Below are 15532 nucleotides of genomic sequence, written 5' to 3' on the forward strand. Positions count from 1 at the left end.
TTCTAAGTTTGTATTTGACTGATGAAAGTAATAAACAATTAACGATTGTCAATAAGGATTACTCTATAAATAAGGCTTTCTAAGCAAAAATGATCAAAATTAAATAATTCTAATCCCATAAATTGCTGCGCTTAATACTAAAAAAAATCCTGTTCGGTTTAATACCAAACAGGATTATATCTAATAAATTAGACTATTTTGTTATTCAACAACCCAAGTGTCTCCACTATTAAGCAGGTCATCCATATTTTTTATAGATGATAATGCTTGGACATCTTTAATTTGCTGAACCATTTTCTCGTCATAAGAAGGAGAAGCTACATCACGAATAACACCCAAAGCTACGGGATATTCAGGAGCCATCATACTTGATAGTAACCAGTGCATATGAGGATTCTCGGTATGAGCATCGTGTACCAAGACATCAGCCTCAGTTATACCATGTTCTCCGATAGTAACAACAATCAGTTTACCATTTCCTCCCAATATAAGACCTTTGTTCTTTTCAATTCCAAAGATCATAGGCTTATCTTGTTCTAAGATCAATTGATAATCATCCTTAGTTGCTTTATCAGTTACTAATGCATGAGTACCATCGTTATAGATCACACAGTTTTGAAGAATCTCTACAATAGAGGTTCCCTTGTGAGCTGAAGCTGATTTTACGACTTCTGTGGTCAATTTAATACTCGTATCGATAGAACGAGCATAGAATTTAGATTGAGCACCAAGTGCCAACTGAGCAGGTTTAAAAGGCTCTTCAATTGTTCCGAATGGTGAAGTCTTAGTCACCATACCTTGATTTGATGTCGGAGAATATTGACCTTTAGTTAAACCATAAATCTCATTATTAAAGAGAAGGATGGTCATATCAATATTTCTACGAACAGCATGAATGAAATGATTACCCCCAATTGCGAGAGCATCACCATCACCCGAAACCTGAATCACTTCAAGATCTGGATTAGCACATTTTACTCCCGATGCAATTGCAGCTGCACGACCGTGAATGGTGTGAAAGCCATAAGTATCCATATAATATGGGAAACGAGAAGAACAACCAATACCCGAAATAACGGCATAATCTTCCTTCTTAATTTCCATATCTGCTAATGCCTTCTGAACGGAATTTAAAATCCCATGGTCTCCACAACCAGGACACCAGCGATTCTCTTGATCACTTCTAAAATCCTTAGCACTTAGCTTCTTAATATTAGGTGAATTTAATACTGTATCAGCCATGACTTATTTCTCCTCCAATAATTGGTTAAATCTTTCTTTTAATTCCACTACAGTGAATGGTAATCCCATTAACTTATTGTGTTGCTCAAACTTAATATCCTGAAAAGAACTTCTTAGATATTCAGCAAACTGACCATCGTTTATTTCACACACAATAATTTTTTTATAACGACTGAAAACCTCAGCCGTATTCTTAGGAAGTGGAAAAATGTAATTGAAATGTGCCAAACTTATAGATTTTTCTTCCTTTTGTAACTCACGCACTGCAGTAATCAAATGTCCATATGTACCACCCCATCCTACAACAAGAACGTCAGCTTCCTCATTTCCTTTCACCTTAATTTCTGGAATATTTTCAGCTACAAGCGCCACTCGTCTTTTACGAATATCACTCATTACCTGATGATTTTCTGGCACATAAGAAACAGTACCGTCACCATCCATCTTTTCTAACCCACCAATTCGGTGCTCTAGACCTTTAGTTCCTGGAATTGCCCATTTACGGCTCAATCGCTTTTCTTCACGAGCATATGGAAGAAAGTCATCTCCTTCTTTTGCTATTGGAGCAATAATTTCTGGAAGTTCAGACATTTTGGGGATTCTCCATGGCTCTGCACCATTGGCAATAAACCCATCAGTTAATAAAATAACTGGAGTCATATGTTCTAATGCAATTCGACCTGCCTCAAAAGCATAATGGAAACAGTCAGAAGGTGTACTTGCTGCAATTACAGGCATAGGACACTCTCCACTTCTTCCATGAATTGCTTGAAGTAAATCTGATTGCTCAGTTTTTGTTGGAAGACCAGTAGATGGTCCACCTCGCTGAACATTTACAATTACAAGAGGTAATTCAGTCATTACAGCCAAGCCAGCAGCTTCTGTTTTCAATGCTAAACCAGGGCCCGAAGTCGTCGTTACAGCAAAGTCACCAGCAAAACTAGCTCCAATTGCCGTACAAATACCAGCAATCTCATCCTCTGCTTGGAATGTTTTTACACCAAGATCTTTACGAGCTGCCAATTCCTGAAGAATTTCAGTTGCCGGAGTAATAGGATATGATCCACAGAATAGTTCAAGGTTTGCTCTCTCTGCTGCAGCCATCAATCCCCAGGCTGTTGCTTTATTACCTGTAATATTTCGGTAAGTTCCCTTACGGATTTTAGCTGGTGCTACACTAAAGTTATAGGCCAACGCCTCAATAGTCTTTGCAAAATTATAACCAGCACGAAGTACCTTTTTATTTGCATCTACAACCGCAGGGTATTTCTTAAATTTCTTTTCTATAAATTCTTCTGTATGTTCAAATGGACGATCGAACATCCAATACACCATGCCTAGCGTAAACATATTCTTACTTCGAAGAACAGATTTTTGATCGAGCTCTGAATCTTTCAAACACTCACGGGTAAGGGTTGTAACCTTAGCCTTTATCAAATTATAGTCAGCTAGCTTATCGTCCATTAATGGATCAGAATCATAACCAGCCTTCTCTAAATTTTTATCAGTAAAGCTATCTTCGTTTACAATGATTGTACCACTCGGTTTTACCCACTTTAGGTTTGCCTGAAGAGCCGCTGGATTCATTGCAACTAATACATCGGCAAAATCACCTGGTGTATTAATTTCTTGATGTCCGAAGTGTAACTGGAAACCAGATACACCACCAACTGTACCTTGTGGGGCGCGGATCTCTGCTGGATAATCAGGGAAAGTTGCTACATCATTCCCAAATAAAGCTGAAGTATCAGAAAACTGAGTTCCTGTTAATTGCATGCCATCTCCGGAATCTCCCGAAAATCGAATAACAACTTCTTCTCTTTCAATAATTTTTGTCTTTTGACTCATGACAGTTTGATTTAACGTTGAGTTAAATTCTTAGTTTGTTTAGTTGTTTGGTTTTATTGATGCAAAGTCAAGACCAAGGAGAAAGATAGAAAACAAGTATTATATATTGAGGCCCTTTATTTAGAAAAACTATCGATAATGCGATATTAATAATCAATGATTATTAAACATCAAATTCCACTCAAGCGTATGGGGAATTGGATGAAAATCTTTCAAAAAAAACAGAACCTATCTAAAAATCATGAATCCTTACAAACTTTCAACCAAGCTTTTAACTCTACTTGTTGGGTCTTCTGTTTTAGAACAGTTCTTAATAAACATGTTCTACAACAGTGGGTAAAGGTAATGATTACCGGAACTTAGGCAAGAAAATGAAAAAAAAAAATCAAGAAAAATGCAAAGGTTTGCATTTTAGGAATTTATACCCGTTTAAAATGGTTATTATTGAAAAAAAAAAAGAGGGAATCCAATTGGATTCCCTCATTAATAAATTCTATTATCTAGAATAGCACAAGATATAGATTACAATTCTGCTGTTGGGTTTTTCACCATTTCTGAATTTGCATCTATTTCCTCTTGAGGAATTTGATACAACCAGTTATTATTAACAGAAGGCTTAGCTTGATTAAAACCTTTCTGATATAATGTAGAACTAGCTCCAGAACCAGTTAAATCTAGAGCTAAATCCAGACGTAACATATCTAACCAACGGTGTCCTTCTCCCCAAAGTTCAATTCTTCTTTGAGTTAAAATATCTTGAATTAAAGCTTCACCTACAGAAGTGATCGCAACTGGAGTTTGACCAACTCGTGTACGAGCAGTTACCAATTCATTAATCACCTCTTTAGCCTCTGCCTCTTTTCCTGCTTGACGTGCTAAAGCTTCCGCTTCTATCAAATACATCTCTGAAGCTCTCATGTAGAAAATATCATCAGGATTAATAGTTCCTCCATCTTTGTTTAAGAATTTAACAGACATATAAGCATTGGTATAGAATGAATTTGTCATATTATAATCCTTAACTAATTTAGCAAATGCAGCGTTAAATTCGGCTTCTGTTGCATAGTTAGGATCCTTCTCCCATCCTAAAAAGTCATTAGGAGCTTTCTCTAACCACATATCTTTACGGTAATCAGTATCACTGATTTTAGCAAATAAGTTATGATTTATGAATTTAGGATTACTTCTGTTCTGAGAACCATTAAAATTGGTTCCTTGGTAGTAGAACCATGCATAAAAATAGTTTGTCTGAGAGTCAACAATCTCAGCACCCCACATTACTTCTGATAAATTAACCGAATTGAAACCTAATTTGTAATCAGCTTCATTCATTAAATTAAAACCAGTGCGTGCAGCTTTTGCATAATTTGCCGCAGCAACGTAATCACCTTTTGTTAAAGAAACACGAGCTGCAATACCTTGTGCCACATTAATCGAGATGTGAGATTTATTGTTTGCATCATCTGCAGTAGCAAAATGCGCTAAAGAAGCTTGAAGATCCTTCTCAATTTGCACATACACATTTTCAACAGTTTCTCTTTTTTGACCTTCTAGCTTAGCTGGATCTGTTTTCAACATTACTGGAACACCTAAATCAGTAGATGGAGTTCCGTGAATGTAATTCTTTCCAAACAAGCATACCAATCGGTGATGTGCCCATGCTCTATAAGCATAAGCTTGACCTAATACATTTGATAAAGTTGCACTGGGTGTCATACCTTCAGCAGCGTTAATAATATTATTAACGTTACCTATAATATGGTAATAGTGAAACCAAACCCAAGATAAATCAGCTCCATTAGGATTTGTATGAGACAACCATTTAAGATTATTTCGAAACCATCCGTTACCTGAACCAGAATGAAGAATATCACCTGCTGAAAATTCCAACATTGGCATAATATATGATTCCCCAGCATAGTTATAATCCTCTAAATCAGACTGACTATACATAGCTCGATGAACACCATTCAAAGCTGCAATCATATTTTCTGGCGACGACAAAGCATTGTCTGGCGCAACAGAATCTGTTGGTAAATTTGTCAAAGTATCTTCAGAACAAGCGACCGAAGCTACAACCAACATCATTAATAAAAACTTATTTATATATTTTCTCATGATTATTTTTTTGTCGATTAATGATCATTTAGACAATTAGAATGAAACATTCACACCAAAAGATACTACTCTAGATGGCAAGTAAACATTACTTGTAGTTCCAGAGAAAGCTTGTTGTGGGTTCATACCTTTTCTCTTAGTTAACATGAATAAGTTCTCTCCTGAAGCAAAAACTTTCAATGCAGTAATACCAAAATCTTTAATTGATTGCTGATTAAATGTATAACTCAGATTAACATTCTTAAGAGATAAATAAGATGCATCAGTTAACCATCTATCTGATGTTGGATTTAGGTGGGTATTACCATTCTCCAATCTAGGAGAACTAGCAATATCACCAGGTTTCTTCCAAGCATTTTTCTGATCAACGTGTAGTGCTCTACCATAATCACCTTGATTCATTAAAGAAGCATAGTTGTAATCTAAGATTTCACCACCAATAGAATATGTAAACATTACCCCCAACTGGAAACCTTTATAACGAACAGTGTTAGAAACTGAACCAAAAACATCAGGAATAGAAGAATTACCTGTGTAACCTTTCTCAGAATTTAATTCGTTAGTAGTTAAGATAGCTTCTCCGTTTTCATCATAAGTACGAACATTTTTGCCTTTACCATTATCAGCCAGCACATAATACTGAGCAGCACCTGTTTGAGCATCTACACCTGCATAATCATAAAGGTAGTAATCGTAAATAGAGTGACCTTTAGCCCATCTTTTTGAACCGTTTATGAATGGAGAAGGTATTTCTGTAATCTCATTCTTAATAGTTGAAGCTTGAATATCGATATCCCATTTGAAGTCATTAGAATCAACAATAGTAGCACCTAATCCCAGTTCGAAACCTTCGTTATAAAGAGATGCAATATTACGAGGCTGAGAACTCAAACCTAAACTAGTAGGTAGTGGTTGAGAATATAAAAGATCCTCAGAGGTTTTCTTATAATATTCCAAAGAACCATGTACTTTATTGTCCAACACCGTAAACTCTACGGCAAGATCATAACTATTTGAAGACTCCCAAGTTAATAATGGGTTACCAATAGTAGACCATACTAGACCAGACTCACCCGCATTAGGATTATATGAATATAATGCCTGACTTGCATAATAGTCATTCATATTGTCATTACCAACTTCACCATAAGAAGCTCTTAATTTCAATTGATCAATCCATGTGATATTCTTAATAAAATCTTCTTGATCCATTCTCCAGGTTGCACCTGCAGAAAAGAAGCCTCCCCAACGTACATCCTTATCAAACACCGAAGAACCATCACGACGGTAAGAACCTTCGAAATAATATTTATTCTGGAAATTATATTTCAAACGACCAAAATAACCTTCTGTATTTTTATCAGAAGACGAACCAGATAAAGAAGTAGGTGTTACAAAGTTATCGAACTCATTGATCCCTTTTACAGTCAATTGAGTTTTCATACCATACATACTAGAGTAGTTGCGATCGAAAGATTCGTGACCTAATAAAACTTCAATATTATGATCTTCACCAATTGTCGTGTTATAGTTAATCAACTGATTCCAGTTCACTACAGTTCTTGTATAACGAGTTTCGTTATATCGACCTGTAGGTGCACCATCACCAACAATATCATTTTCGAATTCCTTATCGGTAAAATTCTGAATATCTAAACCTACATTAGTAGAAACCTTAAGCCCCTCTAGAATTGTAAATTCAGCATATGATCTATTAGAAACACTATTGGTTTTAGTCTGGTTATAATTATAATCCATCTCAGCAATAATATGACGACCATTATTAGCTGCTGATGGACGAGAATTAATTCCAAGTGTACTATATCCACCACCTAAATCATATTGCTTGTTACCGTCAGCATCAAGAATATAATCTCCAGAAGTCGGATCCAACTGATAAACAGGATAGATAGGCCCCATATAACGAGCAAAGTTAAAAGGATTCGAATATCCAGTATTGCTATCAGAAGTAGATGCAAGTCCTTTTTTCACCAAAGTTGTCGAAAGATTTGTTCCTAACTTCAACCAAGTTTTAGGTGTTGCATTTACGTTCATACGAGCAGTCAAACGCTCATAATCAGAATTTTTAATATAACCTGACTCGTCTAAATATCCTAATGAGAAAAAGAAATCATGTTTCTCTCCACCACCTGAAGCAGAAAGATTATAATTCTGTCTGTAACCAGTTTGTTCAAGAGGTTCATACCAATTTAAATCCTTAGCAATAACGTTAGCATTAGGGTTGATTTTACCATCAGTACCAACAATCTGGTCATTAGCTACATCAAAAGGATTATACTTTAACTTAGAATAAATTTCAGAAGAAGCTTTAGCAGCAGCATCTTCCAATGACATCTTGCTTTTTCCATTAATTAAAGAATTCTTATAAGACTCAAATTGCAGCTCATAATAATCTTTAGCCCCTACAGTTTCATAGTAAGGAATAGCTTGACTTACAACACCGCCTACAGCTTTGAAATCAATCTTCACTTTACCATTTGATTTTTTACCTCTTTTAGTGGTAATCATCACAACACCATTCGAAGCACGAGAACCATAAAGTGCAGTCGAAGATGCATCTTTCAAGATAGTCATTGACTGAATATCATCAGGACTAATATTTGCGATGCTTCCCTCAAACTGAGCACCATCAACAATATAAAGAGGATCAGAGCTTCCGTTTAGAGATCCAAATCCACGAATACGAATTTCGGGAGCAGATCCAGGCTGACCTGAAGCGGCAGCAACCTGCACTCCGGTAGTTGAACCTTCTAGAGCTTGAGTTACTGAAGACAAAGTTCGTTCTTCTAATTTCTCAGCTCCAACAACACCAGCAGAACCGGTAAATGACTCTTTCTTAGCTGTACCAAAAGCTACAACCATCACTTCGTCCATACCAATAGACTCAGATTCCATTACCAAATTAATAACATCAGTATTAGCTGGTAATTCAGTTGTTTTCATCCCCACGAAAGAGAAAACCAGAATTTGTCCTTCTTCTTCAACAGAAATTGTGTATTTACCATCAAAATCGGTCGTTGTTCCGATAGTGGTACCTTTAATAATAACAGAAACCCCAGGAATAGATAGTCCATCATCAGCTGATGTAACAATCCCAGAAATTTCTCGACTTTGAGCCAAAACGCTCTGCAATCCTATTAAACATAGGACTAACATCGAAAATAGATTTTTTTTCATGAATTTTTAGTTAGTGGTTAATTCAATTTTTCAGTTCACCCTAGCCTTTGGATAGAGTAAACCATACCTAATTCGCTCAAAATAACATTACGAACTCTCCAAAACCCCTAATTATGGTCGGTTCTGCATCTAACAGATGTTAAAATTTATTTTAAGCGGAGCCAAAAGTGTGAAAAAAACTTAAATAAACAAACTAAAATCACGGCATTAAAAACATCCTCTTTATACTACAGAAAAAAAATCATTTAAAACGTCTACAAAAGAGTTTCTAATTATGAAACATTATCAACAATGAGTTGTTGGCAGAAACGACTAAGCTATCAGACTTATGTACAGCAAACTAGAAACACAATCCAAAACAGACGCACACCAACTATTGACGCCGACAAGCCAAACATTATGTATTAATTACAGTGTCGCTTTAATTTTATAAAAACACAAAATGTTATATGACATATGCTAATTCACAAAAGTTTAATCATCAATAATATGTCTAAGAAAATAGGGAATAATAGACTTAAATTATTTCATCACCCCGTACACCCACTCCTTATGTTAAAAAAAGGCTACCCATTGGGCAGCCTTTTTTATAATATCAAAGAGTAATTCTAGTACTCGTCTTCAGAAAAACCAGTGAAACGATGTCCTGCAATAATTACAGTTTCGTCCTTAGTAGCATCATGAACAACTGATTCGAATTCCCAAGCAAATTCCTCTTTATCAGGATTAGCTCTGTATTCAACTGGTACAGAAACAGACTTAAAATTAACTGTTCCACTATACAAAGTCATCTTTACATACAAACTGTCAGTAATATTACCTCCAAGAGTCGTTGCTCCTTTTGCAATAATTTTACCTTCAACAATTGCTGCTCTAATGTTAGTACGAGCTTCAGCTTTAGTTTCATTTAAAGCAGTCGGTTTTCCACTAGGAAGAACAAGAGCTTTTTCGTTATCTGTTAAATCAGCAAATTCAATAGATTCAGACTTGAAATTTGTAAAGTCACCTTCTAAAGAGAATTTACTTCTCATTTCGAAATATTTATCATGATCATCAATAAATATCTCATTTGCAACATTAGCTGAAGTGTTATAAAACTCTAACATGTATTCGTTATTATAACCATGATCAAGAGTACCATCTTCTAAAGCAACCGTATAAAGGTAGCTACCTGAATAATCAAGAGTTGCACTATCCCAGATTTCAATCTCATTATCACAAGAAACTAAAGAAAGAGAAAGACATGCTCCAATTATATATAAAAATATATTTTTCATATCAAAATTTTATTAATATTATTAAATTGACTTCTTAGTCAATTGAACATCAAAACCAAAACCGTCACCAATAAGTGTTGTCTTCCAAGTTAAAACGTCACCCGTTTTTAAACCATTTGAAAGTCCCCAAGGTCCCCAAGGCGTATTTTTTCCTGGATCAGCAGTAATAACTGAACCTGAAATTTCCATTTTAGATGTAGGAGAAGAATATCTACTTCCGTATCCTCTACCAAATTGATAATACCCACCTATAAGGTCAGTACAAGAATATGTACCGTCTCCATTAGTATAAATTAATACAAGTCCGCCATTCTTACCAACTCTTTTACCATCGTAAACACCAGCCAAAGTATCATCCTCTTCGTAAACAACAACAGTTCTGGTTGAGATACCATCTAGGCCATCAGGATTAACTGCAGAATATTCTACAGTGTAAATACCAGGCTGATCAGTATCTACCTCAGTAACAGAAATTTCTTCTCCTCCTGAAGAAGTTGCTCCTGGATCAGAAAAAGTACTTCCTTTCTCTACATAAATAAGATCATCTCCAAGAACGGTAATTATTGGATATTCAGTAATTCTGGAAATCCCTTCAGTATCCTTTTCATCACAAGCACTAAACAAAGTGATGATAGACAAGATTGATAAATATAATAGTTTTTTCATTTTTCAAATTTTATTGTAAGAGAAGGACATTAAACACAAGTAATGCCCTGTCTCAATTTATTACAATTATTATTCTGCCTTAAGATTCCACCAAATCTTCTCAAGAAGATCCGCTTTTTGAGCTGGAGCATTAACATTACGAGTTAATACAGCCTGAGGATAAATTGGTGATGAAGGTAATTTTGCATTCGTTTTAGCTCTACCAGCTACAGAAATCGTTAATGATCCAACTGGGAAATTTAGAAAAGCATCAGCACGGTCCTTACGAATATCGATAAGGTTTACTGCTGGGTACTTTGTTCTGTTACGCTCTAAGAATGACTCGATATGCTGGTAGTTAGCATTTGCCACCCATTTCTGCATCGCAATCTGCTTAATGCCTTCTTCAACAGAACCATTAACCCAAGTTGCATAACCTGTTGTAATGATATCATTAGCTAAACCACCATGTTGAGCAAGAGAGGCTTCAACCCCAAGATCATAATATTCTTTTGCTTTAGCATTATTACCCGCACGAGCATAAGCCTCAGCAATAAAGAAATTAATCTCCCATGTTGACATGATTATTAAATCCATATCAGCCTTAAAATTAGGCTGGCTATAACTTTCAGAATCATCAGCTGTTCCATTTCCATCAGAATCTTCAGAAGAATCAAAGTCTCCTACAAAAGCACCAAGATGAGAACCACCTTTCTTAACAAATAACTCATCAAGACGAGGGTCATTATTTGTATTCAGGTAATCAAGGAAATTCTTTGATGCAATAACATTTGTTGATAAGTTATTAGCTCCACCTTCTTGGAATTCTCTCATTGGGTGACGTTTACCTTCCTGTCCATCAGACCATGTAGAACCGTCTATTTTTGCACTTGAAGAAATAAAGCTTGAAGCTTCGATAAAACTTACAACAGCTGCATTATCATAGCTTGAAGTTTCTGAAAGACGCATCATCAATTTCAACTTAAGTGAAGTTGCGAAAGCTTTCCATGCAGTCAAATTTCCTGCATACACGAAATCATAATTCTTATCAAGAGTAGAACCTGAAAGATCTGTAGCAATCAATGCATCTACTCTTACAAGTAAATCAGCATAGATAGCGCTTCCTTCATCAAATTTTGGTGAATCAATTCCTTCATTCCCTTTAAGAGCTTCGAAATAAGGCACAGAACCCCATACATCGGTCATGATTTGCCAAGAGAAAATTGAAAGAGCTTCAGCAACAAAATAAGTTCCCTTATTAGTAGACTCAGCAGAAACAGTTTTCATTCTTTCTAAATCATTCAACACACCAGCAGTTAACTCATTATAAGCATTACCGAAACTAGTTTCCTGATATTCGCATAAAGATTTAAATTGAGAAGCAGAATAAGCTTGAGTCCAATACTGTCCCCAAAATCCACCACCAAATCCGAAATCCCACCCCATAAGCTGATTGGCTAATCCAATTTCAGCAGCTGGTAATACAACTTTTGCATCAGGAATCTCACGTAACATGTTAGGATCCTCGTTAATATCTAGATAGTTATCACAGCCCCAACTAAAAAGGGTTAGGCAAGCAAGTGATACTGTTATTAATTTATGTTTCATAGTTCTTTTTTGTTTACAAAGTAAAAGTTAATCCAAAAGTGTAAAACTCATTGCTAGGTCCAGCACCATACTCACCGAATTTTGCTCTAACATCATTACCAAAAGTTGTTGTTTCTGGATCGATGTAAACATTTTCAGCTGGTGTCCACAATAGAATATTACTAGCACTCAATGATAAGCTAACAGCACTAACATGTAATCTTTCACAAAAGTTTTTCGATAATGAATAAGAAAGGTTTACATTTCTTAGTTTCAAGTATGAACGATCGATAATGTTATCTGCATCGCCATCGAATCCACCACCATCACCATAAAATTTATGCAAAGCAGTAGGATCAACTGGTGTTGTATTTTCAACATAACCACCTCTACCATCTGAAACTACAGAGTTAGGAACTAAGAAGGTTTTTCTATCATTCAATACAGATTCTGTCGAAGCACCTGTCCAATGTAAATAGTCCTTAGTATAAGAATACATATAACCTCCGTAACGGAAATCTAGAGTTGCTCCCAATGTAAATCCTTTATATGAAAAGGTATTAGTTAAACCCATTCTGTATTTCTCATTGATATCTTTACCGATAAATTCTGTTTCTGTTGTTGGCTGTGGGTTTCCACTACCATCAACTACAGTTTTCATTACACCGTCGATTTCAACTTTCTTAACTGCAGCAATCTTGAATTGCCCCATAGCCTTACCTTCAACAGCATAAATTCCAGCACCACCGAAACCACCTAAGTATACTTCATCAACATCAAGATTTTCCATCTTGTTTCTGTTCAAAGCAACATTGTAAGAAACATCCCAAGTAAAGTTTTCTGTCTTAACAGGTGTAAAGTTTAATACAAACTCAATACCCTGATTACGTACATCACCTAAGTTAGCCATCTGAGTTGTATAACCTGATGATGGATCTTTTGGTAGACTGGAAATCAACCCTTCAGTTAAACGATTATAATATGAGAAATCGATACCTAAACGGTTATTGAAGAACTGAGCTTCAACACCCAATTCAAATTCCTTAGTTAACTCATTTTTAAGATCTGGATTACCCAAACGGTTAGAAGCCATATATGAATTAACGCCTCCAATAGGAAATTTAAGATCGTCAATTTTTGGGTAACCTGGATTTGAAGAGAAAGCAGAAACATAACGATCGTAAACTGAATAAGGATCAGCATCGTTACCCGTCATACCATAAGCAGCTCTAACTTTAGCAAAACTTAAGATACCCGTATCAATATCATTATATTTTAAGAAATCAGTAATTAAGAAACTACCTGTAACACCTGGGTAGAAATAATCATTAGCTCCTGTAGGTAGAGTAGACGACCAGTCGTTACGAGCTGTAAGCGTTAAGTAAGCGTAATTTCTAAAACTGAAATCAACATTCGCATAAAGTCCGATCAATCGACGCTTCTCATTATACTGACCTGATACAGAAGGCGCTAAGCTATTACTAAGGTTGTAAAAATTAGGAATATCAATAGAATTAATACTTCCTGACAACCAGTTGTATCTTCTTTCATTTACGTTCAAACCAATAATCGCATTTAAAGTAAAATCTTCATTTAGATTTTGCTTTAAACTTGCCATTAAGTCATGATTCACTTGAGTTCTTGATCTTCTGGTCTCAGCATAACTACCTGGATTTGCAGAACTAGATCCATCATTAGGAGAACCTGGAGCAAATGCGATAATAGCAGTATGTGTTTCTGATCTTGTAGTTTCATAGTCACCACCAAAACGGTAACTCAATTTAATATCATCCGTAAAAGCATAATCAAATTGGAATTTACCAAAAATCTTTTTCTTATCCTGCTCAGCAGCATTCTCATTCAACACATAGTAAGGGTTCACTCCATAAGGGGTGAAATAGTTATCTAGGTTATTGAATTTATTGTTATAATCTTTCAAATCGACAATAGAAATATCATTTGCAGATTCGTATAAAGATCTAAATACAGATGTTCCCTGACCAGAAGCAACCGCTTTAGTTTTCTCAGTGCTGAAGTTAACAGAAGAACTTACAGTTAATTTTCCAGCTTTGTGAGAACCTTTAGTTGCAATGGTATATCTCTTGTATGAATCATTATCTGTTGGGATAACACCATCAACAGAGTTCTGAGACAATGACATAAAGTAGTTGGTCGTTGCATTACCACCACTCAATGAAACTGAATTCTTAACATTTTTACCAGTCTCATAGAAATCACGTACTCTATCTTCCAAAAATACATAAGGTTTAATTTGCTGACTATTATCAACAATATTACCCCAAACACGATCTTTTCCATCATATTCAGGACCCCAGTTACCATTTTCATCAAGAGCTCTGTGACCAGACCATCCCTGACCAAATTGTTTTTGAACATCAGGAAGACGACCGACTTTAGAAAGCGTAACCGAACCGTTGTAAGACACTCTCATCTTACCTTCAGTATCTTTACCTGATTTAGTGGTAATCATGATAACACCATTGGCAGCACGTGAACCGTATAAAGCCGTTGCAGCTGCACCCTTCAACACAGTCATATCTGCAATATCATCAGGGTTAATCGCATTGATACCAGAACCAAAGTCAACTTGTGAATTCAAAGCACTACCTGAACTATTTTGCTCATTGGTGATAGGTACACCATCAACAATATAAAGAGGCTGGTTATTTCCAAAAGAGGAAGCTCCACGAATCATTACATTTTGTGTAGATCCTGGTCCTGGAGCAGTTGAGATATCAACACCTGCAACTTTACCTTGAAGGGCACTCATTGGGTTAATTGCCTGAGATTTTCCAATCTCTTCACCACCTACTGAAGTAGCAGCATATCCAAGTGCTTTCTTCTCACGTGTAACACCCATAGCTGTTACAACAATTTCGTCCATACCAATTGACTCAGACTCCATCACTAAATCGATGATATTTGATTTGATTGGCATTTCAGTGGTTTTCATACCTACAAAGGAAAAAACCAGAATTTCCCCTAATTCTGGAACACTGATAGAATACTTACCATCAAAATCAGTAGTAGTACCAATTGTGGTTCCTTTAATAACAACAGAAACTCCAGGGATTGATAGCCCATCATCTGCTGATGTTACTACCCCTGAAACCTCTCGAGCTTGAGCAAAGACGCTCTGCAATCCTATTAAGCATAGGATTAGCATCGAAACTAGATTTTTTTTCATGAATTTTTAGTTAGTGGTTAATTATTTGCCTTAATAATTGTTAAAACAAAACGATCAAAACTCCAACACCCCACAACAAACAAAACAATCAATCATCTTAATATGCTGCAAATACGGGCTTTTGAATAAGTTTAACAATCATTAAAAGCGAAGCCAAAAGTGTGAAAAAAACTTAAATCGACAAGAAGTATTTGGATTTTCAATAACATCACTAACATAAGTTTGCTATTAATTTTACTTAAAAAACCTTTAAACCAAGAAAAAATCTATTGTATTATGTACATGTGTAAATTCCAGCAACTTAAAACCAAAACTAGACCAACAAAAAGATAAAATACTGAAGCCAAAACCTCTAAGAAAAACTGACTAAACATTAATAAAAGTTAATTTGTCAATAAATAAATAGATT

General features: G+C 35.6%; 8 protein-coding genes. All 8 read right to left on the bottom strand.

Annotated features, from left to right (window positions below; all coding sequences use genetic code 11):
- Positions 1-201: 201 nt before the first annotated feature.
- Positions 202-1242 (bottom strand): 2-oxoacid:ferredoxin oxidoreductase subunit beta, encoded by a 1041-nt coding sequence (locus tag DWB61_RS14515; protein WP_125031639.1) that lies wholly within the window; start codon positions 1240-1242, stop codon positions 202-204.
- A 3-nt stretch (positions 1243-1245) separates the two neighbouring features.
- Positions 1246-3090 carry a 2-oxoacid:acceptor oxidoreductase subunit alpha gene (locus tag DWB61_RS14520; RefSeq protein ID WP_125031640.1) on the bottom strand — a complete coding sequence of 615 codons (1845 nt, stop codon included), beginning with the start codon at positions 3088-3090 and terminating at the stop codon, positions 1246-1248.
- A gap of 522 nt (positions 3091-3612) precedes the next feature.
- Positions 3613-5208: a RagB/SusD family nutrient uptake outer membrane protein gene (locus tag DWB61_RS14525; RefSeq protein WP_125031641.1), complete on the bottom strand. Its 1596-nt coding sequence runs from the start codon at positions 5206-5208 to the stop codon at positions 3613-3615.
- A 36-nt stretch (positions 5209-5244) separates the two neighbouring features.
- Positions 5245-8406 (bottom strand): SusC/RagA family TonB-linked outer membrane protein, encoded by a 3162-nt coding sequence (locus tag DWB61_RS14530; RefSeq protein ID WP_125031642.1) that lies wholly within the window; start codon positions 8404-8406, stop codon positions 5245-5247.
- Between the two features lie 608 nt (positions 8407-9014).
- Positions 9015-9683: a lipid-binding protein gene (locus DWB61_RS14535; RefSeq protein WP_125031643.1), complete on the bottom strand. Its 669-nt coding sequence runs from the start codon at positions 9681-9683 to the stop codon at positions 9015-9017.
- A gap of 21 nt (positions 9684-9704) precedes the next feature.
- The gene (locus DWB61_RS14540) at positions 9705-10349 is read right to left on the bottom strand and encodes an immunoglobulin-like domain-containing protein (protein ID WP_125031644.1); all 645 of its coding nucleotides are present in this window, start codon (positions 10347-10349) and stop codon (positions 9705-9707) included.
- A gap of 69 nt (positions 10350-10418) precedes the next feature.
- A complete protein-coding gene (locus tag DWB61_RS14545) occupies positions 10419-11936 on the bottom strand; it encodes a SusD/RagB family nutrient-binding outer membrane lipoprotein (RefSeq protein ID WP_125031645.1) in 1518 nt (505 codons plus the stop codon).
- Positions 11937-11949: 13 nt separating this feature from the next.
- Complete coding sequence (locus DWB61_RS14550) at positions 11950-15123, bottom strand: SusC/RagA family TonB-linked outer membrane protein (RefSeq protein WP_125031646.1); 3174 nt, start codon at positions 15121-15123, stop codon at positions 11950-11952.
- Positions 15124-15532 lie beyond the last annotated feature (409 nt).

The organism is Ancylomarina euxina, assembly GCF_003863355.1.
Classification (GTDB): domain Bacteria; phylum Bacteroidota; class Bacteroidia; order Bacteroidales; family Marinifilaceae; genus Ancylomarina; species Ancylomarina euxinus.